General features: G+C 70.5%; 23 protein-coding genes. 16 read left to right on the forward strand and 7 right to left on the reverse strand.

From position 1 onward, the window contains the following. Window positions 1-4: 4 nt before the first annotated feature. The 10 genes from ACZ52C_RS04205 (at window position 5) to ACZ52C_RS04250 (ending at window position 13,386) form a co-directional block, all read left to right on the forward strand. A complete protein-coding gene (locus ACZ52C_RS04205; RefSeq protein ID WP_469073300.1) occupies window positions 5-2,014 on the forward strand; it encodes a pectinesterase family protein in 2,010 nt (669 codons plus the stop codon). Between the two features lie 71 nt (window positions 2,015-2,085). Further along, the gene (locus ACZ52C_RS04210) at window positions 2,086-3,429 is read left to right on the forward strand and encodes an ABC transporter substrate-binding protein (protein ID WP_469073301.1); all 1,344 of its coding nucleotides are present in this window, start codon (window positions 2,086-2,088) and stop codon (window positions 3,427-3,429) included. Between the two features lie 112 nt (window positions 3,430-3,541). Beyond that, window positions 3,542-4,336: a rhamnogalacturonan acetylesterase gene (locus tag ACZ52C_RS04215; RefSeq protein WP_469073302.1), complete on the forward strand. Its 795-nt coding sequence runs from the start codon at window positions 3,542-3,544 to the stop codon at window positions 4,334-4,336. Window positions 4,337-4,450: 114 nt separating this feature from the next. Further along, window positions 4,451-5,758 carry a pectate lyase family protein gene (locus ACZ52C_RS04220; protein ID WP_469073303.1) on the forward strand — a complete coding sequence of 436 codons (1,308 nt, stop codon included), beginning with the start codon at window positions 4,451-4,453 and terminating at the stop codon, window positions 5,756-5,758. Then, entirely contained in the window at window positions 5,758-6,903 is a 1,146-nt protein-coding gene (locus tag ACZ52C_RS04225) for a pectinesterase family protein (RefSeq protein WP_469073304.1), read from the forward strand. The genes ACZ52C_RS04220 and ACZ52C_RS04225 overlap by 1 nt, the downstream gene beginning before the upstream one ends. Window position 6,904: 1 nt before the next feature. Next, the gene (locus ACZ52C_RS04230; RefSeq protein WP_469073305.1) at window positions 6,905-7,933 is read left to right on the forward strand and encodes a pectinesterase family protein; all 1,029 of its coding nucleotides are present in this window, start codon (window positions 6,905-6,907) and stop codon (window positions 7,931-7,933) included. Next, window positions 7,920-9,137 carry a dienelactone hydrolase family protein gene (locus ACZ52C_RS04235; protein ID WP_469073306.1) on the forward strand — a complete coding sequence of 406 codons (1,218 nt, stop codon included), beginning with the start codon at window positions 7,920-7,922 and terminating at the stop codon, window positions 9,135-9,137. Before ACZ52C_RS04230 ends, ACZ52C_RS04235 begins: the two co-directional genes overlap by 14 nt. Window positions 9,138-9,172: 35 nt before the next feature. Beyond that, window positions 9,173-10,285, forward strand: coding sequence for a right-handed parallel beta-helix repeat-containing protein (locus tag ACZ52C_RS04240; RefSeq protein WP_469073307.1), 1,113 nt, complete (start codon window positions 9,173-9,175; stop codon window positions 10,283-10,285). 118 nt (window positions 10,286-10,403) lie between these two features. Next, on the forward strand, window positions 10,404-12,014 hold the full coding sequence (locus ACZ52C_RS04245) for a lipase family alpha/beta hydrolase (protein WP_469073308.1): 1,611 nt from the start codon (window positions 10,404-10,406) through the stop codon (window positions 12,012-12,014). Between the two features lie 217 nt (window positions 12,015-12,231). Further along, window positions 12,232-13,386: a right-handed parallel beta-helix repeat-containing protein gene (locus ACZ52C_RS04250; RefSeq protein ID WP_469073309.1), complete on the forward strand. Its 1,155-nt coding sequence runs from the start codon at window positions 12,232-12,234 to the stop codon at window positions 13,384-13,386. A gap of 115 nt (window positions 13,387-13,501) precedes the next feature. On the opposite strand, the gene ACZ52C_RS04255 is transcribed toward ACZ52C_RS04250, so the two are convergent. The 3 genes from ACZ52C_RS04255 to ACZ52C_RS04265 all read right to left on the reverse strand — a co-directional run bounded on the left by ACZ52C_RS04255 (window position 13,502) and on the right by ACZ52C_RS04265 (window position 15,511). Beyond that, on the reverse strand, window positions 13,502-13,813 hold the full coding sequence (locus tag ACZ52C_RS04255) for a polysaccharide lyase family protein (protein ID WP_469073430.1): 312 nt from the start codon (window positions 13,811-13,813) through the stop codon (window positions 13,502-13,504). A 229-nt stretch (window positions 13,814-14,042) separates the two neighbouring features. Further along, on the reverse strand, window positions 14,043-14,912 hold the full coding sequence (locus ACZ52C_RS04260; RefSeq protein ID WP_469073310.1) for a hypothetical protein: 870 nt from the start codon (window positions 14,910-14,912) through the stop codon (window positions 14,043-14,045). Next, entirely contained in the window at window positions 14,909-15,511 is a 603-nt protein-coding gene (locus ACZ52C_RS04265; protein WP_045560859.1) for a SigE family RNA polymerase sigma factor, read from the reverse strand. The genes ACZ52C_RS04260 and ACZ52C_RS04265 overlap by 4 nt, the downstream gene beginning before the upstream one ends. A 269-nt stretch (window positions 15,512-15,780) precedes the next feature. Between ACZ52C_RS04265 and ACZ52C_RS04270 the strand changes: the two genes are divergently transcribed. Beyond that, a complete protein-coding gene (locus tag ACZ52C_RS04270) occupies window positions 15,781-17,232 on the forward strand; it encodes an NCS2 family permease (RefSeq protein ID WP_469073311.1) in 1,452 nt (483 codons plus the stop codon). An 83-nt stretch (window positions 17,233-17,315) separates the two neighbouring features. On the opposite strand, the gene ACZ52C_RS04275 is transcribed toward ACZ52C_RS04270, so the two are convergent. Further along, entirely contained in the window at window positions 17,316-18,767 is a 1,452-nt protein-coding gene (locus ACZ52C_RS04275) for a peptidoglycan D,D-transpeptidase FtsI family protein (protein ID WP_469073312.1), read from the reverse strand. Window positions 18,768-18,890: 123 nt separating this feature from the next. Next, window positions 18,891-19,664, reverse strand: a complete 774-nt coding sequence (locus ACZ52C_RS04280; RefSeq protein ID WP_013004606.1) for an IclR family transcriptional regulator — start codon at window positions 19,662-19,664, stop codon at window positions 18,891-18,893. Between the two features lie 154 nt (window positions 19,665-19,818). On the opposite strand from ACZ52C_RS04280, the gene ACZ52C_RS04285 reads away from it, so the two are divergent. The 5 genes from ACZ52C_RS04285 (at window position 19,819) to ACZ52C_RS04305 (ending at window position 24,831) form a co-directional block, all read left to right on the forward strand. Next, window positions 19,819-21,348, forward strand: a complete 1,530-nt coding sequence (locus ACZ52C_RS04285; protein ID WP_469073313.1) for an aldehyde dehydrogenase (NADP(+)) — start codon at window positions 19,819-19,821, stop codon at window positions 21,346-21,348. Between the two features lie 111 nt (window positions 21,349-21,459). Beyond that, entirely contained in the window at window positions 21,460-22,068 is a 609-nt protein-coding gene (locus tag ACZ52C_RS04290) for a DUF1349 domain-containing protein (protein WP_469073314.1), read from the forward strand. Window positions 22,069-22,158: 90 nt separating this feature from the next. Then, window positions 22,159-22,875: a DsbA family oxidoreductase gene (locus ACZ52C_RS04295; RefSeq protein ID WP_469073315.1), complete on the forward strand. Its 717-nt coding sequence runs from the start codon at window positions 22,159-22,161 to the stop codon at window positions 22,873-22,875. A 161-nt stretch (window positions 22,876-23,036) separates the two neighbouring features. Continuing rightward, complete coding sequence (locus ACZ52C_RS04300) at window positions 23,037-23,645, forward strand: RNA polymerase sigma factor (protein ID WP_239753218.1); 609 nt, start codon at window positions 23,037-23,039, stop codon at window positions 23,643-23,645. Window positions 23,646-23,721: 76 nt separating this feature from the next. Continuing rightward, entirely contained in the window at window positions 23,722-24,831 is a 1,110-nt protein-coding gene (locus ACZ52C_RS04305) for a maleylpyruvate isomerase family mycothiol-dependent enzyme (RefSeq protein ID WP_469073316.1), read from the forward strand. Window positions 24,832-24,927: 96 nt separating this feature from the next. Here ACZ52C_RS04305 and thpD read toward each other — a convergent pair whose 3' ends face one another. Then, window positions 24,928-25,824 carry an ectoine hydroxylase gene (gene thpD / locus ACZ52C_RS04310; protein WP_319108682.1) on the reverse strand — a complete coding sequence of 299 codons (897 nt, stop codon included), beginning with the start codon at window positions 25,822-25,824 and terminating at the stop codon, window positions 24,928-24,930. A 25-nt stretch (window positions 25,825-25,849) separates the two neighbouring features. Continuing rightward, window positions 25,850-26,254, reverse strand: a complete 405-nt coding sequence (locus ACZ52C_RS04315) for an ectoine synthase (RefSeq protein WP_033529158.1) — start codon at window positions 26,252-26,254, stop codon at window positions 25,850-25,852. Between the last annotated feature and the right edge of the window lie 58 nt (window positions 26,255-26,312).

A 26,312-nucleotide genomic window follows, 5' to 3' on the forward strand; every position in this document is an offset into this window, starting at 1 on the left:
CGCAATGACGCACCTCCGTAGCAAGCGCTTGCCGCACAAGGGGAGAGCCCTCGCCGCCGTCACCGCACTGATCGCCTCGTTCGTCGTCGGCGCGTTCACCCCGGCGGAGGCCGCAGAGCCCGCGACGGCCGCCGACGCCGCCGCCGGGTACGGCGCGGCACCCCGCTGGACCGACCGCCCCCACGGGTTCGCCTCCCTCGACGGCGGCACCACCGGCGGCGCGGGCGGCAAGGTCGTGACCGTCACCGACCAGGCCGCACTGGTGCGGTACGCATCCGCCGAGGAGCCGTACGTCATCCGGGTCGAGGGGACCGTCGACGTCGAACCCTTCGGCTCCGACGTGGTCGTGACCTCGAACAAGACGATCATCGGCGTCGGCGACACCGCCGAGATCGTCCACGGCGAACTGCACCTCAACCCCGGGACCAGCAACGTCATCATCCGCAATCTGACGATCCGGGACTCCTACGTGGAGGGCGACTGGGACGGCAAGACCACCGACTTCGACGCGATCCAGATGGACACCGTCGACCACGTCTGGATCGACCACAACCGCTTCGAGCACATGGGCGACGGGCTGCTCGACATCCGCAAGGACAGCCGGTACGTCACCGTCTCCCACAACCAGTTCAGGAACCACAACAAGGCCCTCGGCATCGGCTGGACCAGCAATGTCCTGACCGAGATCACCATCGACCACAACTGGTTCACCGGCACCAAACAGCGCAACCCCTCCGCCGACAACTGCGCCTACGCCCACCTCTACAACAACTACCTCTCGGCGCAGGTGGCCGACGGCGACCCCGTGTGGACGTACGGGAACTGGGCGCGCGGCCGGACCAGGATGGTCATCGAGAACAGCTACTACGACGGCGTCCAGCACCCTTACCAGGCCGACGCCACGGCCGAGCTGGTGCAGCGCGGGTCGATCCTGAAGAACGTCTCCGGACGCCGGGAGGCGTGGGGCACGGCCTTCGATCCCCGGGACTTCTACGCCTACCGGCTCGACCCGGCCGCCGCCGTCCCCGCGCTGGTCACCCGGTTCTCCGGCCCGCAGAAGACGCTCGGCACGAACACCGTGCTGAACGTGCCCGGCGACCACCCGACCGTGCAGGCCGCCGTGGACGCCGTGCCCGCCGGCAACGACGGCACCGTCACGATCCGCATCGCGCCCGGCACCTACCGGGCCAAGGTCCTGATCCCCGCGAACAAGCCGAACCTGGTGCTGCAGGGGACTGGACAAGATCGCTCGGACACCGTCATCGTCTTCGACACACCCGCCGCGAACGGCGGCTCCAACGGCAGCGCCACCGTGCGGATCCTCGCCAGTGACGTCACCGCCCGCAATCTCACCTTCAGCAACGACTTCGACGAGGCCGCGCACGAGGTGAACGGCGAGCAGGCGCTCGCGATGAAGACCACCGGCGACCGGATCGTCTTCGAGAACACGGCCTTCCTGGGCAACCAGGACACCCTGATGACGGACAGCCCCAAGCTCGACGTCGTCAGCCGGGTCTACATCCGCGACTCCTACATCGAGGGCGATGTCGACTTCATCTACGGCCGGGCCACGACCGTCATCGAGCGTTCCCTGATCAAGGCGCTCAGCCGGGGCTCGGACAGCAACAACGGCTACATCACGGCCGCCTCGACCTGGAAGCAGAACCCCTACGGGTTCCTGATCACCCGGTCGAAGGTCGTCAGCGACGCGCCCGCCGGGACGTACCACCTCGGCCGGCCCTGGCACCCGGGCGGTGAGCCGGACGCCGTCGCCCAGGTGCTCTTCCGGGAGACCGAACTGCCCGCCGCGATCAAGTCGTCGCCGTGGACGGACATGAGCGGCTTCTCCTGGAAGGACGCGCGGTTCACGGAGTACCGGACGTACGGGCCCGGGGCCGTCGTCACCGCCGACCGGCCGCAGCTCGACGGCGTCGGCGCATCGACCCACACGGTCACCACCTACCTCGCGGGGACGGACGGCTGGGCGCCGCATCGCGGTCGCGCCGGCCACTGAGTCCGCCCCGGGGACAGCACAGACCCCCCACAACTTCATAACCCTCGTATCCAGAAGAAGAGAGCCGTTCAATGAAGATCAGCAATCGCAGAAGCAGGCGTGCCGCCGCGGCCGTCGCCCTGGGTTCCGTTCTCGCGCTGACCGCCACCGCCTGCGGTGACGACGGCAGCGGCGCGGGCGGGGACAAGGGCTCCGAAGGCAGCGGCAAGGGCAAGGTTCTCTTCTGGGACAACAACGGCGGTGTCCGCACCGAGATCTGGAAGGAGATCATCGCCGACTTCGAGAAGGCCAACCCGGACATCAAGGTCGAGTACGTCGGGATCGCCTCCACCGAGTACCAGTCCAAGGTCGACACCGCCATCCAGGGCGGCGGCCTGCCCGACGTCGGCGGTGTCGGCGCGGCCATGGCCGCCGGGTTCGCCGCGCAGGGCGCGCTGGAGCCCCTCGACAACCGGCTCTCCAAGTCCTCCCTCAGCGGCAAGCTCAACGAGGCGATGGTCGAGTCGCTGAAGTCCGCCGGCGGCGGCGACTCCCTCTACTCGATCCCGACCTCCGCCAACAACGGTGTCCTCTACTACCGCACCGACCTGTTCAAGGCGGCGGGCCTGGCCGCGCCGACCGACTGGGACAAGTTCTACGAGGCCGCCGAGAAGCTCACCGACAAGGGTAAGAACAAGTTCGGCTACACCATCCGCGGCGGCGCCGGCTCCATCGCGCAGGCGCTGGACGCGATGTACGGGCAGTCCGGGATCACCTCGTTCTGGGACGCGAGCGGTGAGAAGACCACCGTCAACGACCCGAAGAACGTCGCCGCCCTGGAGAAGTACGTCGGCCTCTACAAGAAGGTCACGCCCGCGGCCGACCTCAACAACGACTTCACCAAGATGGTCGCGCAGTTCGACTCCGGCACGATCGGGATGCTCAACCACAACCTGGGCTCCTACCAGGACCATGTGAAGGCGTTCGGCGACAAGTTCCGGGGCATCCCGCAGCCGACCGGGCCCGACGGCAAGCGGGTTCAGGTGTCCAACCCGGTCGACGGGCTCGGCATGTTCAAGAGCTCGAAGAACAAGGAAGCCGCCTGGAAGTTCATCGAGTTCGCGACCTCGCACGAGGAGAACTCCAAGTTCAACAAGTCGGCCGGACAGGTGCCGTCGAACAACGACGCCGCGAAGGACACCTGGATCTCCGAGGCGGAGCCGACGAAGCTGGCCGCCGCCGCGCTGACCGACGGCTCGACCACGATCGTGCAGCTGCCGTACTACCTGCCGGACTGGAACACGATCTCCAAGGCCGACAACGAGCCCGCCTTCCAGAAGGTGATGGACGGGCAGAGCACGGCGAAGGAGTTCCTGGACACGCTGGCCGACCAGCTGAACACGGCGCAGGCGGAGTGGAAGGAACAGAAGGGCTAAGAGCTCGGTCCGGTTCGTCGGCGGCCGGCTGCGGGTTGGTTGTGGCTGGTCGCGCAGTTCCCCGCGCCCCCGACAAACGGGGCGCGGGGCCCTCCTGGAAAGGCACCCGCACGTGTCGCTCACTCGTAGACAAGTCGCCGGCGCGGCTCTCGCCGCTGTTCCGCTCGCTGCCGCCGCCACCGGGACCGCCTCCGCCGCGTCGGCGCGGCGGCAGCGCACCCTCTACATCGCCGGCGATTCCACCGCCGCCCAGAAGTACGCCGACGCCGCGCCCGAGACGGGCTGGGGCATGGCGCTCCCGTTCTTCCTCGGGAAGGGGCTGGCGGTCTCCAACCACGCCGTGAACGGGCGGAGTTCGAAGAGCTTCATCGACGAGGGGCGGCTCGACGTCATCCTCGGGGCGATCCGGCCCGGGGACTTCCTCGTCATCCAGTTCGGGCACAACGACTCCAAGATCGCCGATCCCACGCGGTACACCGAGCCGTGGACGACGTACCAGGACCACCTGCGCCAGTACGTCGACGGTGCGCGGGCGCGGGGCGCCCGGCCGGTGCTCGCCACCTCCGTCGAGCGCAGAAAGTTCGACGCGAACGGCAACGCCGTACCGACCCACGGCGACTATCCGGCAGCGGCGATCGCTCTCGCCGCGGAGGAGGGTGTCGCCCTCCTCGACATCCAGGCGCTGTCCATCGCGTTGTGGCAGCGGCTCGGGGTCGAGGAGACCAAGAAGTACTTCAACTGGACCGCGACGGAGCAGGACAACACGCACTTCAACCCGCCGGGGGCGATCGCCGTGGCCCGGCTGGTCGCGGGTGAGTTGCTGCGCAGGCGGGTTCTTTCTCCGAGGGACGTTCGTCGTCTCGACGAGGAGGTCCCCGACTCCTGGATCACGTGGCCCCAGGCGTAGCGCTCCGCTCGTAGGTCGGTTTTCGGCTGCGGGGCCGTTGTGGCCGGTCGCGCAGTTCCCCGCGCCCCTTGCAGGGGCTCGACATCCCCCTTTGCTTTGAAAGGAACCGCACACATGCGTTCTCGTATCTGGCATGCCCATGTCATGACATCCGTCGTCGGCTGCACCGCGCTCGTGCTCGGGGTCGCCGGCACCGGCGTCGCCCAGGCCCAGGGCCGTGATCTCGGCCGACAGGTCATCGGGGCCGGTGACGGATGGGGATCGGCGGAAGGCGGCACCACCGGCGGCTCGGCGGCCGACGCCGAGCACGTCTACACGGTCACCACCTGGGCCGAGTTCAAGAGCGCGCTGGCGACCGGCGGAAACGCCCCGAAGATCATCAAGGTGAAGGGGATGATCGACGCCGTCGCCGAGGGCTGCGAGGCCTTCGTCGCCGGCGGGTACGACCTCCAGCAGTACCTCAAGGACTACGACCCGGCCGTCTACGGCAACGACCAGGTCGCCAAGGGGCCCCAGGAGGACGCGCGGGTCGCCTCCATGGCCAACCAGGACTCGGCGATCAAGGCCAACATCCCCAGCAACACCACCATCGTCGGCGTCGGCAAGAACTCCGGCATCCTCGGCGGCAGCCTCCAGATCAAGGGTGTCTCCAACGTCATCCTGCGCAACCTCACCATCGAGGCGCCGCTCGACTGCTTCCCCAAGTGGGACCCCACCGACGACAACAACACCGGCAACTGGAACTCCGAGTACGACGCCGTCGTCGTCTTCGGCACCGACCACGTCTGGCTCGACCACAACACGTTCACCGACGGGCGCCACCCCGACAGCGAGCGGCCGGTCTACTTCGGCAAGGTCTTCCAGCAACACGACGGCCTGACCGACATCGTGCGCGGCTCCAACTACGTGACCGTCTCCTGGAACCGCTTCGAGAACCACGACAAGAACATGCTGATCGGCAACAGCGACGGCACCGCCGCCCTGGACGCCGGCAAGCTCAAGGTCACCATGCACCACAACCGCTTCGACGGGATCCTCCAGCGCTCCCCGCGCGTGCGGTTCGGCCAGGTCGACGTCTACAACAACCACTACCTGGTGACCGAGGAGCAGAAGGACGACTACTACATCTTCGGTGTCGGCATCTCCTCGCAGCTCCACGCCAGTGACAACGCGATCACGCTGCCGGCGGGCGCGAGCGTCGGCAAGGCCCTGAAGAGGTGGAACGACTCCCCGCTCACCGCCGAGAACAACTACGTCAACGGCAGGCTGACGGACCTCATCGCCGTCCACAACGCCGAGATCCCCGCCGAGTTCCTCCGCTCCGGCGCCGGGTGGACGCCCACCCTGCGGACGAAGGTCGACTCGCCGCGCGCCGTGCCCGGCATCGTCGCCAACCGCGCGGGCGCCGGGAAGGTCTGCTGATGGCGGGGCGCCACCCGGCACCGAGCAGACGGTCGTTCGTGGCCGCCGGGGTCGGGACCGCCCTCGCGCTCGCCGTCGCGCCCCGGGCCCAGGCGGCCCCGGCGGCCGGCGGCGACCGCGCCGCCCGTGGCCGCCGGGTCTTCGGGCGGTACGGATCGCCGGCCGCCCGCCTCGACGCCCTGACCCTGTACGTGGACGCGGGCGGCGCCGGTGACTTCACCACCGTCCAGGCCGCCGTCACCGCCGCCGACGGCACCGGGTACACCCTGGTCGTCGCGCCGGGCGTGTACCGGGAGACGGTCGCGGTCGGCGCGACCCGCACCGAGATGACCTGGATCGGGGCCTCAGGCGACGCCCGGGACGTCGTGGTCGTCCACGACAACGCGGCCGGCACCCCGAAGCCCGGCGGCGGCACCCACGGCACCACCGGGTCCGCCACGACCCTGGTGCAGGGCGCCGGGTTCACCGCACGGGACATCACCTTCGCCAACGACTGGCTGCGCGCCGACCACCCCGACATCACCGGCACCCAGGCCGTCGCCCTCAAGGTGCAGGGCGACCGGTCGGCGTTCTTCCGATGCCGGTTCCTCGGCCACCAGGACACGCTGTACGCCGACTCGATGGCGCTCGGCGCCTTCGCCCGGCAGTACTTCCGCGACTGCTACGCCGAGGGGGACGTGGACTTCGTCTTCGGACGGGCCACCGCCGTCTTCGAGCACTGCCGGTTCCACACCCTGACCAGGACCGATCTGGCCTCCGCCCCCTACGGGTTCGTTTTCGCGCCCTCCACGGCCGGCGCCAACCCGCGCGGCTATCTGGTGACCCGGAGCCGCATCACCAGCGAGGCCCCGGACGCCCACTACAAGCTGGCCCGCCCCTGGGTGCCCAGCTCGGACACCACCGCCCGGCCCATGCTCACCGTGCGCGAGACCCGCCTCGGTGCCGGGATCGACGCGGTCGCGCCCTACGCCAACATGTCGGCCGGCTTCCCCTGGCAGGACCAGCGGTTCGCCGAGTACCGGAACACCGGGCCCGGCGCCGTCGTCTCCGTCCCGGAGAACCGGCCCCAGCTCACGGCCGCGGAAGCCGCCTCGGCCACCCGTGAGGCGTACCTCGGCGACTGGACCCCGTCGGAGAGGTGCTGAGATGCGCCGACGCACCCTCCTCGGCGGGATCGCCGGCGGCCTGGTGGCCGCCGGCGCGGCCCCCGCCCTCGCCCACGGCCGCCGGGTCCTGCACGTCCGGCCCGGAGGTTCGGTCCAGGCCGCGGTGGACGCCGTCACCGGCCCCGGGTGGACGATCGTCGTCCATCCGGGGACCTACCGCGAGGTCGTCCACATCCCCGCGAGCAAGGCGGAACTGACGGTGCGCGGCGCGTCCCGCGACCCCCGCGCCGCCGTGGTCGTCTTCGCCCGCGCCAACGGCACCCCCAGGCCCGAGGGCGGCACGTACGGCACCGCGGGATCCGCCACCTTCACCTCGGCGGCACCCGGCCTGACCGTGCGCGACCTGACCCTCGCCAACGACTGGCTGCGCGCGGACCACCCGGACTACACCGGAACGCAGGCGGTCGCCGCGTACATCACCGGGGACCGCTCGCACTTCGACAACGTCCGGTTCCTCGCCCATCAGGACACGCTCTTCGCGGACACCACCGCGCTCGAAGCCTTCGACCGGCAGTACTACCGGAACTGCTACATCGAGGGCGACGTCGACTTCGTGTTCGGGCGGGCCCGGGCCGTCTTCGACTCGTGCCATTTCCGCACCCTCCAGCGGGACGTGCCCTTCACCCCCAAGGGCATGGTCTTCGCCCCCGCCACCGCCCGCGCCAACCCCTACGGCTTCCTCGCCGTGGGCGGCCGGATCACCTCCGGCGCCGAGGACGCCGCGTACAAGATCGCCCGGCCCTGGGTGCCGTCGTACGAGACGACCGCCTGGCCCTCGCTGGTCGTGCGGGACACCTGGATCGGCCCCGGCATCGACGCGGTCGCGCCCTACACCAACATGCGCGACGCCTACCCCTGGCAGACCATGCGCTTTCGGGAGTACGCCAACTCCGGCCCGGGCGCGGTCGTCTCCGTGCCGGAGAACCGGCCGCAGTTGACGACGGCCGAGGCGGGGGAGCACACACGGCGGACGTATCTCGGGGACTGGAGGCCGTATGCCGGCCGGTGAACCGGCGGGCGACCCCGGCCCGCCCGGCACCCGCCGGTCCGTGGGGCGCCGTGCCTTCGTCGTGGGCGCGGGGGCGGCGGCGCTCCTCACGGGGACGGGAACGCCGGCGGCCGGGGCGGCACGCGTGGACCCCGCCGGGGCCGCCCCGGCCGGTGCACTTCCCGACTTCCACCCCCTGCTCAAGGAGGAGCTGCGCTTCCCGCTCGCCTGGGGCACCTCACCGATCCGGGACTTCCGCACCTGGCGGCGCGTGGCCCGGGCCACGGTCGAGGAGCACCTGTTCGTCGCCCCGGACGACACCGCGTACGAGCCCGAGTTCGGCGGGCATCGCGGCGAGGGAGACGGCTTCACCCGAGAGACGGTGACCTTCTCCCTCACCCGGTACGGCCGTGTCCGGGGCGCCCTGCTCACCCCGCACGGCACCGGCCCGTTCCCGGCCGTGCTCCTCCTGCACGACCACGGCGCCACGTTCGACATCGGCAAGGAGAAGCTGGTCCGGCCGTGGTTCGACGAGAGCCGGCTGGCCTCCGCGCAGGCCTGGGCCGACCGGTACTTCAGCGGCCGTTTCGTCGGCGACGAACTGGCCCGGCGCGGCTATGTCGTCCTCGCCGTGGACGCGCTCGGCTGGGGCGACCGGGGCCCGACGACCTACGAGGAGCAGCAGGCCCTCGCCAGCAACCTCTACAACCTGGGCTCGTCGCTCGCCGGGCTCATGGCCCGGGAGGACGTGCGCGCGGCCGGCTTCCTGGCCGGTCTGGACCGGGTGGACCGCCGCCGCGTCGCCGCCCTCGGGTTCTCCATGGGCGCCTTCCGGGCCTGGCAGACGGCCGCGCTCAGCGACGACATCGCGGCCGCCGCGAGCGTGTGCTGGATGACCGGCCTCAAGGAGGTCATGGTCCCGGGCAACAACATCCTGCGCGGCCAGTCCTCCTACTACATGCTCCACCCCGGGCTCGCCCGGCACCTCGACTTCCCCGACGTGGCGAGCATCGGCGCCCCCAAGCCGATGCTCTTCCTCCACGGCGGCCAGGACCCCCTCTTCACCGAGGAGGGCGTCCGGGTCGCGCACGAGAAGCTGCGCGCCGTCTGGCGCTCACGCCACGCCGGGGAGCGGTTGGACCTGCGTATCCGGCCGGACCTCGGCCATGTGTTCACCGCACCCCAGCAGGACGAGGTCGTCGACTGGTTCGACTCCGTCCTGTGAACGACCCCACCCGCACGAGAAAGGAACCGCTCTCCATGTCTCGTCGTACCACTCTCGCCCTGGGCACCGCCCTCGCCCTCGGCGCCGGTCTGGCCGTGCTCCCCACCCAGGCGCACGCCGCGACCGTGGTCGTGAGCAACTCCACCGACCTGGCCAACGCCATCAAGAACGCCACCGCCGGCACCGTCATCCAGGTGCGCGGCGGCACGTACTACCCGACGGCGACCCTCCAGTCCACGGCGAACGGCAGCTCCTCCAGCCGGATATACCTCCAGCCGTACGGCTCGGAGACGGTGAAGATCGACGGCTCGAACCTTCCCGACGGCGACTGGATCTTCAAGCTGACCGCCGACTACTGGACCGTCTCCGGGATCACCTTCCAGAACTCCCCGGACAGCGCGGTCGTCTGCCAGTCCTGCGCCTCCACGGTCTGGGACAACATCAAGACCATCAACGGCGGCGACTCCGGCTTCACGCTCACCGGCGACAGCACCACCAACAACACCGTCCGCAACATCGACTCCTACGGCCACTACGACCCGGCCAACCACGGCGAGAACGCCGACGGCATCGCCGTGAAGTTCGGCTCCGGCTCGGGCAACCTCATCACCGGGGCCCGCCTCTACAACAACTCGGACGACGGCCTGGACTTCTGGTCCTTCTCCTCGCCCGTCACCGTCGAGCACACCTGGGCGATGGGCAACGGCAAGAACCGCTGGGGCGACTCCGCGTTCGCGGGCGACGGCAACGGCTACAAGCTCGGCGGCGACGGCGAGACCGTCGCCCATGTCATCAACAACTCGGCGGCCTGGGACAACGCGGGCAACGGCTTCACCGAGAACAGCAACAAGGGCGCCATCGTCATCAACCGCACCACCGCCTACGCCAACGCCAAGTGGGGCTACTACTTCGCCACCGGCGCGGCCCGCCTCGGCAAGAACCTGGCGGTGAGCAACAGCGGCGGCTCGGTCAACAAGGGCTCGTCGGTGGTGTCGTCCGGCAACAACTGGGACTCCGGCATCGCGACCCCGTCGTTCCGCTCCACCGACGCCTCCTCGACGTACAACGCCCGTTCGTCGAGCGGCACCCTGCCCGCGACCACCTTCCTGACCACCGGCAGTACGACGATCGGCTCCACGATGAACTGACCGGCGCGAAGCTCGTCCGGCACGCCGGGCAAAACGATTCTGTCGACCCGGAGGCGAGGCGACCCCACACAGTGTTGCGCGACGAACAGCACCTGCGCATCTGAGTGGAGTGGTCCAAGTGGTCGGTAGTCCTCGCCCGCTGATCCTGATTCGCGGATTCGGCGGCCCCGGTGTGTCGGACGAGCGGCGTGACGCCTATCAGGGATTCAACAACGGCAGCGTCTACGGAGAGCGCTACGGCGAGAACTACATCTACGAGGGATTCGTCCTGCGCGCCCTCAAGTCGACGCTGCACCCCTACCGGGACGCCACCAACGTGGTCGGCTACTACGAGAAGGAGCAGAAGCCCAGACCGGGTGAGCACGACGGATGGCCCGAGCACCTGCTCACCGGCACCATGGTGGTGGACGTCCCCATGGCGCGCGAGGTGCTGGGCCAGGGCGCCCGGGGAACCCTCTGGATCTACCGCTACTACGACCTGCTGCCCCGGAAGATCGACCGCTTCGGGGAGGGGCTGGTCCGGCTCATCGAGATCATCCGGCACGGCATGCGGCCGGACGAGGAGTTCACCGGCGTGGACATCGTCGCCCACAGCATGGGAGGCCTCGTCACCCGGGCCGCCCTGAGCCGGCTGGGGGACAGGAGCGCGGACCTCGTCCACCGCATCGTCACCCTGGGCACACCGCACCGGGGCATCGCGTTCCAGTACCTGCCCGACACCCTGGTCAAGTGCCTGCCCGACGCGGTCGCGGACGAGATCGCCGCCTTCGACCCGGACCGCACGGACATCCGGGCCATCCCGTTCCCCGTCAGGAGGATCCTCACGGTGGTCGGCACGGACCACCGCTCCTACAGCAACAAGTTCGCCACCCTCGGCAATCGCATCGCCGGCCTGATCGACGAGGGCACGCTCACCTACAACCGCAGCGACGGCCTGGTCAAGCAGTCCTCCGCCCAGATCCCGGGCGCCCCGAGGACCTTCGTCCACAAGTGCCACGGCGGCGACGACTCCCTGGTGACCTCACGCGAGGCGTACGAGATCGCCATGCGCTTCTTCCACGGCACCCACCACGTCCAGCTGCGCCTGGACCGGGCCGAGGTGACCCGGGGCCGGGACCTCTTCGGCCGCAGCGAGTTCTACTTCGGGGTGTCCGTCAAACCCCGGTTCGTCGACTTCGACCTGTGCCATCAGAGCAGCGAGGCCGAGAACTATTACGGCCCCTTCCGCAAGAACGACTTCAGCGACGAACTGCCCGATCTCGCAGAGGAGTTGAGCAAGCCGCTCGCGACACCGGGCGACGCCACCACCGGGTGGGCCGACGCCGACCGGCTGATCTGGGAGGGCTGGCTCGACGCCGCCGCCAAACCCGAGGGGGCGGTGGACCGGAGCGTGGTGCTCCGCCTGGACGTCCATGTCTGCGAGCGGGACAGTCTCGGCATCGGATTCTCCGACAACATCGTCTTCCGCAAGCAGTACTACGTCCAGGCGGTGCCCGACGGCGAGGGCGGGTGGTCGCTGTACCTCCACACCGGCGAGCGCTTCCTGGCGCCGGGAGTGAGCACCGAGGAAGGGCAGACCGCCGCGGAGGACGAGCAGGTGCCCGAGGTGCTGCCGATGAGGCCCACCGGCGAGGGCACCTGGGCCTTCGAGGTCGGTGGGACCGGCTTCACGGCGGACCTGCTGCTGACGGTGACCGACGAACGGACCAGCGGCGCCGCACCGGCCTGACCGACGGCACGGCCACTTCACGGATCCGGGCGCCGGGCGGGTCGCGCCCGGTGGAGCGGCCAGGAGGCCGAGCGAAACTTTCGGGCGATTTCGCGGGGGCGCGGCAACCCTTTCCCGGCGGGTGGCGACCAGTGATCAGAAGCGGGCCGGGGCGGCCCCTCCGGCCCGCTTCGTTCCTCGTCTTCCCGAAGACGCCTCCCCTGCGAAAGGAACACCCGTGCGTCAGACCATCGGACGCCACCGGAGAACCCGGACCCTGTCGATCGCCGCCGCCGTGTCCGTCGCCGCGGGGGCGGGTGGCGTCTACCTCGGTCTCGCGCACGACGGCGCCCAGGCCGCCGCCGCCACCGTCACCGTCTCCAGCACCGCGTCGCTGGAGTCGGCCGTCGCGAACGCCGTCGCGGGGACGACCATCCAGGTCCGCGGCGGCACCTACCGGCCCACGCGGACGCTGAAGTCCACGGCGAACGGCACCCCCTCCGCCCGGATCACGCTCACCGCCCACCGGGGCGAGAAGGTCCGCATCGACGGGTCCGCGCTGCCCGCCGGCTCCTGGCTCGCCGGGATCTACGGCGACCACTGGACGGTCTCCGGCCTCACCTTCCAGAACTCCCCGGCGCAGGGCCTCGTCGTCACGTCCTCGGTCGCGGGGATCTTCGAGAACCTCGTCACCGCGAACAACGGCGACTCCGGCTTCACCCTGCGGGGCGACGGCACGACGGACAACCTCGTGCGCAACCTGGACAGTCACGGCAACTACGACGCCGCGAACCACGGCCAGAACGCCGACGGCATCGCCGTGAAGTTCGGCTCCGGCACCGGCAACAGGATCACCGGCGCACGCCTGTACGACAACGCCGACGACGGCCTCGACCTCTGGCAGTTCTCCTCGCCCGTCACCGTCGACCACTCCTGGGCCTTCGGCAACGGCAGGAACCGCTGGAAGGACCCCGCCTTCGAGGGCAACGGCAACGGGTTCAAGCTGGGCGGCGGCGGGGCCTCGGTCGCGCACTCCGTCAACAACAACGCGGCCTGGGACAACACGCTGCACGGGTTCACCGAGAACTCCAACACCGGCGCGATCCTGCTGAACCGGAACACGGCGTACGCCAACAAGGAGAGCGGCTTCTACTTCGCCACCGGCAAGGCCCGGTTGGCGCGGAACCTCGCGGTGGGCAACGGCACGGGCAAGGCGAAGCTGGGTTCCCGCACGGTCTCGGCCGCCAACAACTGGGACGCAGGCACCGCCACGCCGGCCTTCCGCTCCACGGACGCGGCCCCCGCCCACGCCGCTCGGCGCACGGACGGGTCCCTGCCGATCACGACGTTCCTCACCACCGGCTCCAAGGCCATCGGCGCGACGATGAACTGACCCGCCCCCAGGGCGAGAAGAAGGCGCCCCCCGCCGGTCGTCACCGGCGGGGGGCGCTTCTCGTGCCGACCCCGAGGGGGGCTCCGGTCGGCACCTGCTGCCGGCCGAGGGGGGCTCAGGCCGGCAGGTCCACGCAGTCGAACGAGCTGCCCGGACCGAGGAAGCCCGTGCCGCTCGAACCACTGACGACACCGACGATGTCGAGTGTCAGAACGTCGCCCTCACTGGTGTTCGAGTTCCACGCACTTGCAGGGACGCATGGGAGGAAGGTGTGGTTGTTCCCCCGGTACGAACCCGTGGTGAGCGAACGGCTGGACGGCTGTCTCGGGGCCACCGGGACCGGCGAGCCCCACTCGTTGATGGATACCCGCGCCCGCCCGCACCCGAACGCGTCCCTGGCCCCGATCCGCAGCAGCCGCCCTCGCAGCGCACCCCGTCCGCCCCCGGCACACCGATGAACACGGCCCGCCGGCCGGTGACCCGGCGGCGGTGCCGGACGCGCTGTCGAGCAGGTGCGGTCATGGAGCCGATTCCTCGCTGGTGGTGACTCTTGCGCCTACTGGTCGCCACCGGTGGAGAAAGGGTTGCCGCGCCCGCGGATCTTTTTCACGGGATCCTCGCCGCGGATCCCGCGGATCCGGCGGGCGGGGCGGCCGTCACGAATCGCCCTCGTCCGAGGAGTCGCCGTCGTCGTGGCCCTCGAAGCCGCCGCCCACCGTGAGGTTCTCACCGCCCGCCCGCGCGGTCATCGTGTAGCGGTCCTTCGCCGCGTCACGGCCACCGCGCTCGTGGTTGTACTGCCCCGCGAAGACGAACTCGCCCTTCGGGACGGTGCGTCCGTCCTTGAGCACCCAGGTGTAGACCAGGAACCCGCCGTCGGCCTCGACCGTGAGGTCGAAGTCCTGCTCGGGCAGCGACCGCCAGGCACCGGCCGAGGAGACCCCGCCGGTCTGGGCGATCGTCAGCTGGACGGTCAGTTCGGTGAGCTGCTCGCTCGTCTTCAGGGTGAGGTTGCTCTGCGCCCAGAAGTCGTTGCTGTGCGGGTCGACCGAGCCGTCCGACCAGAGCGGGCCGTCCTCCTCGTCGCCCGAGACGGGCAGCTTCGGCACCGTCGTCTCCTTGGGCGACGGGCTCTTCGACGGCGTCGAACGGGGCTTGTCCTCCCGCTCGCCGCCGTCGCTCGGGCTCGGGCGGTCCGGCCGGACCGGGGCCCGGCTGGTCGCGGCGGGGGAGTCGACCGGGGTCGGGGAGACCACGACCGTCCGATCGGCCGGCGGTGTCTGCTCGCCCTTGACCGCGGAGGCGACCGCGTACCCGCCGACCGCGAGCACACCCGCGACACCGGCGGTGGCGGTGACCACCCGCACCCAGCCCCACAGCGGCGGCCGGGTCACCCGGCGGCTCCGGCGCTCCTCGGGGGCGGCCATACCGCGCTCGATCCGGGCCAGGATGCGGGCGCGGTCGGGCTCGTGCGCCTCGGCCGACTCGCGCAGCCGGGCGCGCAGCTCCTCGTGCACGTCCCTCATCGGTCCCTTCCTCCGGTGCCGGTCACGCCCGCGCGGGTCACGCGCGGTTTCGTGACGCCCCCGCCCGCGATGCCCGCGTGCATCCGCTGCGGCGTGTCCTCGGTGCCGAGCAGTTTCTGCAACTCGGCCATCCCCTTGGACGTCTGGCTCTTCACCGTACCGACCGAGACGCCGAGGGCGAGCGCCGTGTCCTTCTCCGAGAGGTCGAAGGCATGGCGCAGGACCACACAGGCCCGTTTGCGGAACGGCAGCCGGCGCAGCGCCGACTGCACGTCGACCACGCCGGGCACATCGGGATTCTCGGTCTTCTCCTCGCGCTGCGACCAGAACAGCGTGATCCTGCGGCGCTCACGGACCGCGCTGCGGATCCGGGTACGGGCCAGATTGGCGACGACGCCACGGGCGTAGGCCACCGGATGGTCCGCCGCCCGGACCCGGTCCCAGCGGTGCCACAGGGCGAGCAGCGCGTCCGCGGCCAGATCGTCGGCGGCGTCCGCCTCGCCCGTCAACAGGTGTGCCAGACGCGACAGTTCGGCATAGTGCCGTTCGAAGAAGGCGTGGAACTCCACGGAGGCTGCGTCGTCGACGACAGTGCCCACGGGGACCTCTCTTCTCGCTGCGGCCACAGCAGCCGAGCCGGCTGACTGTGCGTGTCATGTGAATGACATGTGGTCGTCAGGGGTCGACCCCCGACGAGATCCGGAAGAGTAGCAGTGATCGTGAAGGGGGTTCGTACGCGGCTTCGAACGCCCTCTTGCAGGGAGAACTCCGATTCCGTAACACGGTGAAAACCTGAACCAGGTTCAACACGGGCACAATCCAGCCAGCATCCGCGCGTAGTCCACGCATGTCACTAGGAGCACCGCTCATGTCCGACGCACAGAAGGTGGCCGACCGGCCCGCAGCCGAGCCACCCGGGGCGAACAGCGTCGATCGCTTCTTCAAGATCAGCGCCCGGGGGTCCACCTTCGCCCGTGAGATACGCGGCGGCTTCGCCACGTTCTTCACGATGGCGTACATCCTTGTCCTGAATCCCATCATCCTCGGCAGCGCGAAGGACAAGTACGGCCACACCCTCGACGGCGCCGAACTCGTCACCGCCACCGCCCTCGTGGCCGCCGTGATGACGATCATCATGGGCGTCGGAGGAAACCTTCCGCTGGCGCTCGCCGCCGGCCTCGGTCTCAACGCGGTCGTCGCCTTCCAGATAGCCCCGCTGATGAGCTGGTCCGACGCGATGGGCCTGGTCGTCCTCGAAGGACTGCTGATCTGCGTCCTGGTGGTCACCGGCCTGCGCGAGGCCGTCATGCACGCCATACCGCAGCCGTTGAAGCAGGCGATCAGCGTCGGCATCGGCCTGTTCATCGCCTTCATCGGCTTCGTCGACGCCGGGTTCGTCAGCCGCATACCGGACATCGCCCACACCACGGTCCCGGTGCAGCTCGGCGCGACCGGCGCACTGTCCGGCTGGCCGATCCTGGTCTTCTGTCTCGGTGTCCTGCTGACCATCGGCCTGCTCGCCCGCAAGGTGAAGGGCGCGATCCTCATCAGCATCCTGACGATGACGGTCGTTGCGATCGTGATCAACTCGGTGGCCGACATCAAGAGCTGGGGCCTGACCACCCCGAAGGTCCCCGACGACATCGTCGCCGCCCCCGAGTTCGGACTGATCGGCGACTTCAGCCTCTTCGGCTCGTTCGGCGAGACCACCGTCATCACGGTCGTCCTGCTGATCTTCACCCTGCTGCTCTCGGACTTCTTCGACACCATGGGCACCGTCGTCGGCATCACGGCCGAGGCGGGCCTGCTCGACGAGGAGGGCAAGGTCCCGAACCTCGGCCGGGTCCTGCTCATCGACGGCGCGGCGGCCGTCGCGGGCGGCGCGGCCTCCTCGTCCTCCGCGACCTCCTACATCGAGTCCGCGGCCGGCGTCGGCGAGGGCGCCCGCACCGGCTTCTCCAACCTGATCACCGGCGGCCTCTTCGCGGTGGCGCTCTTCCTCACCCCGCTGCTGACCATCGTGCCCATGCAGGCCGCAGCGCCCGCGCTCGTCGCCGTCGGCTTCCTGATGATGACCCAGGTCAAGAACATCGACTGGGACCGGTACGACATCGCCATCCCGGCGTTCCTCACCATCGCCGTCATGCCGTTCACCTACTCCATCACCAACGGCATCGGCGCCGGCTTCCTCGCCTTCGTCCTGATCAAGACGGTCCTCGGCAGGGCGAAGGAGATCCACTGGCTGCTGTGGGCCACCTCGGCGCTGTTCCTGGTGTACTTCGCGATCAACCCGATCCAGCAGCTGTTCGGGGTCAGGTAGGACCTCACGGACCTCACGGACGAAGGGCCGCCCTCCGGGGGGAGTGAGGGCGGCCCTTCTCATTCAGGTGGTCCAGGGGTTCTTCAGTCTTTCAGCGCGGCCTCCATGACCGCCTTGGCCACCGGCGCCGCCAGCCCGTTGCCGCTGACCTCCGAGCGCGCCGCGTTCGACTGCTCGACGACGACCGCGACGGCGACCTCCTTGCCGTCTGCCTTCGCGAACGACGTGAACCAGGCGTACGGCGTCTTGCTGTTGTTCTCGCCGTGCTGGGCCGTACCGGTCTTGCCGCCCACCGTCGCCCCGCTGATCCGCGCGTTGGTGCCGGTGCCGTCCTCCACGACCGTCCGCATCGCCGACTGGAGCTGCTCGGCCGTGTCGGAGCTCATGATCTCCTCGGTGCCCGCCTCCGCGTCGTAGTCCTCCAGCACGTCACCACCGCCGTCGGTGATCTGCGCCACCATGTGCGGCGAGACCAGCTTGCCGCCGTTGGCTATCGCCGCCGACACCATCGCCATCTGGAGCGGCGTCGCGGTGACGTCGTACTGGCCGATGCCCGTCAGAGCCGTGGAGGACTTGTTCATGTCCGACGGATAGACACTCTCGTACGCCCGCACCGGCACGTCCTGCGAGGTGTCGTTGAAGCCGAACTTCTCGGCCGTCGCCCGCACCTTGTCCTGCCCGAGGTCGAAGGCCATCTTCGCGAAGACGTTGTTGCACGAGTACTGCAGCGCCGTACGGATCGTGGCGTTCTCGCAGGGCGCGTTCGGGTTCTCGTTGGACAGCTCGGTCTCGGTCTCCGGCAGCGTGTACGGGTCCGGGCTGACGGTCTTCTCGTCCACCGAGTCGTACAGCCCGTCCTCCAGCGCGGCCGCCGCCACGACCAGCTTGAACGTCGAGCCCGGCGGCAGCGGCTGGCGCAGCGCCCGGTTGGTCAGCGGCTTGTCCGCGTCCGCGTTGAGCTTCTTCCAGGCATCGCCGGCGGTGTTGGCGCCGGTGAGCGAGGACGGGTCGTACGACGGCGTCGACACCACCGCGAGGATCTTCCCCGTCGCCGGGTCGATCGCGACGGCCGCGCCCTTGTTGTCGCCCAGCGCGTCGTACGCGGCCTTCTGCACGGCTGGATCGATCGTGGTGATCACGTTGCCCGGATCGGCCCGCTGCCCGGTGACCGTGTCCGTCACGGACTTCAGCCGCAGGTCCGTGCCGTCGAGCAGGCTCTGGTAGATGCCTTCCAGTTGCGTGGGCGCGTAGGACTGCGAGGCGTAGCCGGTGACGGCCGCGTACAGCTCGCCGTTCGTGTACGTGCGCCGGTACGCCAGGTCGCTGTCCTCGGTACGGGCCGAGCCGGTGATCGACTTGCCGGCCACGATGATGTTCCCGAGCGGGTCGGCGTAGGTCCGAATCGCGTTGCGTCGGTTGTCCTGGTCGTCCGCGAGCGCCGTGCCCTCGTAGAACTGCACCCATGTCGCCCTGACCAGCAGGGCGAGCACGAGCAGCAGGGTGAAGACGGCGGTGCGCCTGATCGTCTTGTTCATCGCACCCGGAAGGACGAGCGGGAGGCGATCACGCGTTCCCTCCGGCCGGATTTCTCATGGGGTCTTCATGAAGCCGGGGTTGTCACGAGGCCGGTTCGGAGTCTGCGGGTCGCCGAGGCCGGTTCAGAGTCTGCGGGTCGCCAGGGTCAGCCGGTCGCGGGCGTCGAAGAGGGCGTCCTTGACGAGCTGCTCGTGGGCCGGGGTCAGCCGGGCCACGGGGACGGAGCAGCTGATCGCGTCGCGGGCCGGGGTGCGGTAGGGGATCGCCACCCCGAAGCAGCGCAGCCCGAGGGTGTTCTCCTCGCGGTCCACCGAGAACCCCTGCTCGCGGATCTGGCGCAGCTCCTCGATGAGCCGCTCCCGGTCGGTGATCGTGTGCTCCGTCAGCGCCGGGAGGGTCTCCGGGAGCATCTTGCGGACCTGCTCGTCGGTGTGGGTGGCCAGCAGCGCCTTGCCGAGCGAGGTGGAGTGCGCGGGCAGCCGGCGGCCGACGCGGGTGAAGGGGCGCAGATAGTGCTGCGACTGGCGGGTGGCCAGATAGACGACGTTGGTGCCGTCGAGCCGGGCCAGGTGGATCGTCTCCGTGGTGTCGTCCGACAGCCGGTCCAGCGTCGGCCGGGCCAGCGCCACCACCTCGTCGCCGTCGATGTAGGACGTGCCCACGAGCAGTGCTCGCACGCCGATGCCGTACCGCGTGCCCGTCGCGTCGGTCTCCACCCAGCCCAGTTCCACCAGGGTGCGCAGCAACATGTAGAGACTCGACTTGGGATATCCGACGGCTTCCTGGACCGCGGCCAGGGAATGCATACCGGGGCGTCCGGCGAAGTATTCGAGCAGCTCAACGGTCCTTACCGCCGATTTGACCTGTGCTCCGCCGCCCGTCTCCACTGCCGACATCGCCCGTGACCCCTTCGTTCGGCGAGAAGCTGAAGATATAGTCTCCGACAGAATATTCATCATCAGAGACGGCGTTCAGCATATCGAACGACGCTGGTGAATGACCCAGATATACCCCTGGGAATCGATCCAGAAATACGTGGAGGAACCCGCGGTGGCAGCAGCACCAGTCTGGAGTGTCGACCCCCGTACCGGGAAGCAGCGCGAGCAGGTTGCGGTGGAGGCCACAGCCCAGGAGGTGGACGCCGCCGTCCGCGCGGCGCACGCCGCCCGCGGCTCCCTGGCCGACCGCACCGTCCGCGCGGCCTTCCTGCGCACCGCCGCCGACCAGCTCCAGGCGGCCAAGGACCAACTCGTCGAGGTCGCCGACGCCGAGACGGCGCTCGGCCCGGTCCGCCTCACCGGCGAACTCGCCCGCACCTGCTACCAGCTGCGGGCCTTCGCCGACATCGTCGACGAGGGCGCGTTCCTCGACGTGGTGATCAATCACCCCGACGACACCGCCACCCCGCCCATCCCGGACCTGCGCCGCTACAAGGTCCCCCTCGGCGTCGTGGCCGTCTACTCGGCCTCCAACTTCCCCTTCGCCTTCTCCGTCCCCGGCGGTGACACGGCGAGCGCGCTTGCCGCCGGCTGCCCGGTCGTCGTCAAGGCCCACCCCGACCACCCGGCGCTGTCCGAGCTGGTCGCGATCGTGCTGCGCCGGGCCGCCGCCGAGCACGGCCTCCCCGAGGGCGTCCTCGGCCTCGTGCACGGCTTCGAGGCGGGCGTCGAGCTGGTCAAGCACCCGCTGGTCACCGCCGCCGGCTTCACCGGTTCGGTGCGCGGCGGCCGTGCCCTCTTCGACGCGGCGGCCGCGCGCCCCGTGCCGATCCCGTTCCACGGCGAGCTGGGCTCCCTGAACCCCGTCCTGATCACCGAGGCCGCCGCCGCCGAGCGCGCCGAGGCCATCGGCACGGGCCTCGCCGGGTCGATGACCCTCGGTGTCGGCCAGTTCTGTGTGAAGCCCGGCCTGGTGCTGGCGCCCGCCGGTGACGCCGGTGACCGCCTGCTGAAGTCGCTCACCGAGGCGGTCAGCGACGTCGGCTCCGGCGTGCTGCTGGACCACCGGATGCGGGACAACTTCCTCGCCGGTGTCGCCGAGCGCGCCGAGCTGCCGGACGTGGAGTCGCCGGTGACCGCCGGCGCGGGCGGCGAGCACACGGTCAGCCCCGGCTTCCTGACCGTCCCCGCCGGCAAGCTGGCCGTCGAGGGCGAGCACGACCTGCTCCTGGAGGAGTGCTTCGGCCCGCTCACGGTCGTGGCCCGCTACGAGGACGAGGACGAGGCCAAGTCGGTGCTGTCCCGGCTGCCGGGCAACCTCACCGCCACGGTGCACGTGTCGGGCGAGGAGGCCGCCGAGGGCGGGCGCGGACCGGAGCTGCTGGCCGAGCTGACGCCGCTGGCCGGGCGCGTCCTCGTCAACGGCTGGCCGACGGGTGTGGCCGTGGCCGCGGCCCAGCACCACGGTGGGCCGTACCCGGCGACGACCTCCACGTCCACCTCGGTGGGCGGCACCGCGATCGAGCGGTGGCTGCGGCCGGTGGCGTACCAGGGGGCGCCGGAGGGGCTGCTCCCGCCGGAGCTGCGGGACGAGAACCCGCTGGGGCTGCCGCGGCGGTTCAACGGGGTGCTGGAGCGCTAGCCCTCCGGGGAGCGCCGTAGGGGTTCGGTTTCGGGCTGCGCGTGCGTTCGTGGTTGCTCGCGCAGTTCCCCGCGCCCCCTTCGGGGCGCGGGGAACTGCAAGAATCCCCTCATGGACGTCAAGATCCCCGAACTCCCCTTCCCGCTTCGTACGTACGGCCCCGATGGGCACTGGTCCTACGAGGACGGGGTGCTCACCGGGTGGGCCGGTGCCCGGCAGGACCGCTTCGTGCCGCCCACGGACGAAGGGCTGGACCCGAAGTCGGACGCGCCCCGGCTGCTGGGGGCGCCGGAGGGGGACTTCCAGCTGATAGCCCGCGTCACCGTCGGCTTCGCCGCCGGGTTCGACGCGGGCGTGCTGTACGTGCACGTGGGGGAGCGGGCCTGGGCGAAGCTCTGCCTGGAGAACTCGCCCGACGTGCCGACCGTCTGCACGGTGGTCACCCGCGGCCATTCGGACGACGCCAACTCCTTCACCGTCGAGGGCAGTTCGGTCTGGCTGCGGGTCAGCCGCACCGGCCGTGCCTTCGCCTTCCACGCCTCCCGCGACGGCGAGCGGTGGACCTTCGTCCGCCTCTTCACCCTCGCCGGCGAGCGGGAGAGCGGCGCCGCGCTGGTCGGCTTCATGACGCAGTCCCCGATGGGCGAGGGCTGCGTCGTCACCTACGACGAGATCGAGTTCCGGCCGAACTGGCCGAAAGATCTGAGGAACGGCAGCTGAGCGGGGAATGGGACGCACTGCTTGAACGTTCATCCATCGTGAGGGCGGAGGGCGTCTCCGTATCCGTACGACCTGGAGAGAGCTGACACCATGCGCGTCGAGATCTGGAGCGACATCGCCTGCCCCTGGTGCTACGTGGGCAAGGCCCGCTTCGAGAAGGCGCTCGCGGCCTTCCCGCACCGCGACGGCGTCGAGGTGGTCCACCGCTCCTTCGAGCTCGACCCGGGCCGCGCCAAGGACGACGTCCAGCCCGTGCTCACCATGCTGACCAAGAAGTACGGGATGAGCCACGCGCAGGCCCAGGCCGGTGAGTACAACCTCCGGGACCAGGCGGCGGCCGAGGGCCTCGCCTACCGGGCCGAGGGCCGTGACCACGGCAGCACCTTCGACATGCACCGCCTGATCCACTTCGCCAAGGACCAGGGACGGCAGAGCGAACTGCTCCAGGCCTTCTACCGGGCGAACTTCGCGGAGGAGCGGTCCGTGTACGTCGACGCGGACGACTACCTCGTCGAGCTGGCCGTCGAGGCCGGGCTCGACGAGGCGGCCGCGCGCACGGTGCTCGCCGACCCCGAGGCGTACGCGGACGCCGTCCGCGCGGACGAGCGGGAGGCGGCGGAGCTGGGGGCGAACGGGGTGCCGTTCTTCGTGCTCGACCGGAAGTACGGCGTCTCCGGGGCCCAGCCCGCGGAGGTCTTCGAACAGGCACTCACCCAGGCCTGGGGCGAGCGGCCCGCGCCGCTGAAGGTCGTGGCGTCGGACGGCGCGGAGGCCTGCGGGCCGGACGGATGCGCCGTGCCGCAGTAGGAGCGGTGGTGCGGGGACGGCCCCGCGCCGGGAAGCCGCGCGCCGCCCGCCACCTGCGCACCACGCGAACGGACGTCGGCCGGCTTCCGGTCGTCCTCTCCGGCTGACTTTCCCGACTCACTGGCGCGGACCGCGCCAGGACGCTAGGAAGGCATCACGAGGTGGTGGTGCCGGTGGAGCCGACGCTCGAACAGCCGTCCATCGATGTGGAGTTGCATCGGCGGCTGGTGTACGGGGACGAGTCCGCGCTGCGTGAGGCGTACGCGGCGTACGGAGGGCTCGTCCGGCGGGTGGCCGTCCGGGTCACCCGCAGCCCGGCGGCCGCCGAGGACGTGGCGCAGGAGGTCTTCGCCCAGCTGTGGAGCAGGCCGTACGGCTTCGACGCGCGCCGGGGCTCGCTGCGCACCTGGCTGTCCATGGTCGCCCACCGGCGGGCCGTGGACTGGGTGCGCGGGGAGGCCCGGCACCGCAAGGACGTCCGCGCGGACGACTCGGCGCTGCACGCCATCCCCGACGCGGGCCCCGACCCGGCCGAGGCGCTCGTCGACCGCGAGCGTTCCCTCCTGCTGCACACCGCCCTCGCCGAACTCCCGCGCCCCCAGCGGGAGGTGGTCCACCTCGCCTACTTCGCCGGCCGCACCTACCGCCAGGCCGCCGTCGAACTCGGCATACCCGAGGGCACCGCGAAGACCCGCCTCCGCTCGGCGCTGCGCAAGCTGGCGGAGTCCCTCGCGGACCCGCCGGACCCGGCAGCGGCAAGGGGCGCGTGATGGGGGCGCACGGGACCGTCCGGAGCGCGCGGCACCTGCGTATCGTGGACGCGGCAGGGCGAAAGGGCGGCGCGCGATGACCAACGACCACGACGGCGTACGGGAGCTGCTGGCCGCCTGGGCCGTCGGCGCGCTCCCGCCCGGCGAGCGGCGGAGAGTCGCCCCGCACCTGGCCGTCTGCACCTCGTGCGCGGCGGAGGCGGAACGGCTCCGCGCCACGGTACGGCTGCTGGACGGCACACCGGAGCCTTACCCGGCGCCCCCCGAGCAGCCGGGGCCGGGACCGATCGCCGAGCGGGACCACGGGGTGAACGGGCGGCCCGGCCACGGGGCGAACGGCCACCCGGACGACGCCCCGCCCAGGCGCGCCGACGGCGTCCTCGCGCTCGCGCTCCGCTCCCGCCGCCCCCGTGCCGCCGAACTCGCCCACCACGCGGCGCCCTACGCCGCGGCCGTGGCCGGACTCCAGGCGCTGGTACCGGAGGTGGAGGGCCGCTGGGGCACCCCGGTCGTGCACGACTGGGACGCCCACGCCACCGTCGCCCACCTCGTCGCCGCCGACGAACACCTCGCCGTACGCCTCGGCGTCGACACCCCGCTGCCCCTCTCGCACATCCCGGAGGGGACCCCCGCCCCGGACGCCTGGGCCCGGCGCACCGCCGACGTCATCGCCCACGAACACCGGCGCACACCCGCGCAGACGGTCGCCACCTGGGCCGCGCAGGCCGCCGCGCTGCTCGCCACCCCCGAGGCCGCCGACCCCGAACTCGCCGCCCGCCCCGTCACGGTGATGGGCCTCAGGCTGCCGGTCGCCGACCACTTCGTGATCCGCGCCTTCGAGGCCTGGATCCACACGGACGACATCGGCCGGGCCCTCGGTCTGCCCGTGCCGCCGCCCCCCGACGAACACCTGTGGTCCCTGGTCCGGCTGGCCGTCCGCATCCTCGGCCTGGCCCTCCACGACGCGCCGCCCGTCCTGTTCGAGGTCACCGGGCCCACCGACACCAGCTGGATCCTCGGCGACGACACCGGCCCCGTGCACGCCGAACTCAGCCTGGACCCGGTCGACTTCTGCCTCCTGGTCGGCGGCCGCCACGCCCCGGACGAGGTACCGAGGGGCATCACCGGCGACGAGAGCGCGGCCCGCACCGTACTGGAACGGGCGGCCTCGCTGGCCTGGCTGTAGGAATGCCGCGCGGGCGGACCCCGTGGGCACGCGAAAGGGGCCGGACGGTCGCTCAGGAGTGGCGATCGCCCGGCCCCCGTCAGGGGGACGGTGAGGTCACCGCACCGGGGTGAAGTCCCGTGCGCCGATGAACTCCGGCCGCCGCACCGGCGCCGCGAACGGCTCCACGGCCGCGTTCTCCACGCTGTTGAAGACGATGAAGACGTTGCTGCGCGGGAACGGGGTGATGTTGTCACCGGACCCGTGCATGCAGTTGCAGTCGAACCAGGTCGCCGAACCGGCCTTGCCCGTGAACAGCTTGATGCCGTACTCGGACGCCATGGCCGTCAGCGCCTCGTCGGACGGGGTGCCGGCGTCCTGCATCTGCAGCGACTTCTTGTAGTTGTCCTTCGGGGTGGCTCCCGCGCAGCCGAGGAACGTCCGGTGCGACCCCGGCATGATCATCAGACCGCCGTTGGTGTCGTAGTTCTCGGTCAGGGCGATCGAGACGGAGACGGTCCGCATGTTCGGCAGCCCGTCCTCGGCGTGCCAGGTCTCGAAGTCGGAGTGCCAGTAGAACCCGGACGCGCCGAAGCCCGGCTTCACGTTGATCCGCGACTGGTGGACGTACACGTCCGAGCCGAGGATCTGCCGGGCCCGCCCGACGACCCGCTCGTCCCGCACCAGTTGCGCGAACAGCTCACTGATCCGGTGCACCTCGAAGACCGAACGGATCTCCTGCGACTTCGGCTCCACGATCGAGCGCTCGTCGGCGCGGATCGCCGGATCGGCGACCAGCCGCTCCAGTTCCCCCCGGTAGACGGCGACCTCGTCCGGCTCGATCAGCTGCTCGACGGGGAGGAACCCGTCGCGCTCGTACGCCTGGAGCTCGGCGAGGGAGACCGGGCCGGGCGTGGCGGGGGAGCCCCAGACGACCGGGTCCTGACGCGGGACCGACACCTCGGTGGCCCCACGGCTGGGGTAGAGGTCGGGGACGGTGGTGGCAGTGTTCATCGTGGTGGTCGTGGTCATGGTGATGTCACACCTCCTCGGGCTCGGTGAGCAGCGGGTAGACGCCGTTCTCGTCGTGGTCCTCCCGGCCGGTCACGGGCGGGTTGAAGACACAGATGCAGCGGAAGTCCTCCTTCACCCGCAGTGTGTGCCGCTCGTGCCCGTCGAGGAGGTACATGGTTCCGGGCGTGATCGTGTAACTCCGCCCGGTCTCCTGGTCGGTGAGCTCGGCCTCGCCCTCGACGCACACGACGGCCTCGACGTGGTTCGCGTACCACATGGACGTCTCCGTACCCGCGTACAGAGTCGTCTCGTGGAGGGAGAAGCCGACCCGCTCCCGGGCGAGCACGATGCGCTTGCTCTCCCAGGTGCCGGACGCCGACTTCACATGCCGGTCGGTTCCTTCGATGTCCTTGAACGAACGGACGATCACGGTGGTGCGATGCCTCCTAGTTAGATGGTTCGCCGTACGGCGCCGGACGGTCTCCCGT

Source organism: Streptomyces sp. NPDC034049 (genome assembly GCF_055575575.1).

Bases quoted from the DNA above. Each gene is read 5' to 3' on its own strand.
- ACZ52C_RS04305 (WP_469073316.1), top strand. From the start codon at position 23,722: ATGACCAACGACCACGACGGCGTACGGGAGCTGCTGGCCGCCTGGGCC.
- ACZ52C_RS04205 (WP_469073300.1), top strand. From the start codon at position 5: ATGACGCACCTCCGTAGCAAGCGCTTGCCGCACAAGGGGAGAGCCCTC.
- ACZ52C_RS04275 (WP_469073312.1), bottom strand. From the start codon at position 18,767: ATGAACAAGACGATCAGGCGCACCGCCGTCTTCACCCTGCTGCTCGTG.
- ACZ52C_RS04210 (WP_469073301.1), top strand. From the start codon at position 2,086: ATGAAGATCAGCAATCGCAGAAGCAGGCGTGCCGCCGCGGCCGTCGCC.
- ACZ52C_RS04290 (WP_469073314.1), top strand. From the start codon at position 21,460: ATGGACGTCAAGATCCCCGAACTCCCCTTCCCGCTTCGTACGTACGGC.
- ACZ52C_RS04280 (WP_013004606.1), bottom strand. From the start codon at position 19,664: ATGTCGGCAGTGGAGACGGGCGGCGGAGCACAGGTCAAATCGGCGGTA.
- ACZ52C_RS04230 (WP_469073305.1), top strand. From the start codon at position 6,905: ATGCGCCGACGCACCCTCCTCGGCGGGATCGCCGGCGGCCTGGTGGCC.
- ACZ52C_RS04295 (WP_469073315.1), top strand. From the start codon at position 22,159: ATGCGCGTCGAGATCTGGAGCGACATCGCCTGCCCCTGGTGCTACGTG.
- ACZ52C_RS04240 (WP_469073307.1), top strand. From the start codon at position 9,173: ATGTCTCGTCGTACCACTCTCGCCCTGGGCACCGCCCTCGCCCTCGGC.
- ACZ52C_RS04235 (WP_469073306.1), top strand. From the start codon at position 7,920: ATGCCGGCCGGTGAACCGGCGGGCGACCCCGGCCCGCCCGGCACCCGC.
- ACZ52C_RS04225 (WP_469073304.1), top strand. From the start codon at position 5,758: ATGGCGGGGCGCCACCCGGCACCGAGCAGACGGTCGTTCGTGGCCGCC.
- ACZ52C_RS04270 (WP_469073311.1), top strand. From the start codon at position 15,781: ATGTCCGACGCACAGAAGGTGGCCGACCGGCCCGCAGCCGAGCCACCC.
- ACZ52C_RS04260 (WP_469073310.1), bottom strand. From the start codon at position 14,912: ATGAGGGACGTGCACGAGGAGCTGCGCGCCCGGCTGCGCGAGTCGGCC.
- ACZ52C_RS04220 (WP_469073303.1), top strand. From the start codon at position 4,451: ATGCGTTCTCGTATCTGGCATGCCCATGTCATGACATCCGTCGTCGGC.
- thpD (WP_319108682.1), bottom strand. From the start codon at position 25,824: ATGAACACTGCCACCACCGTCCCCGACCTCTACCCCAGCCGTGGGGCC.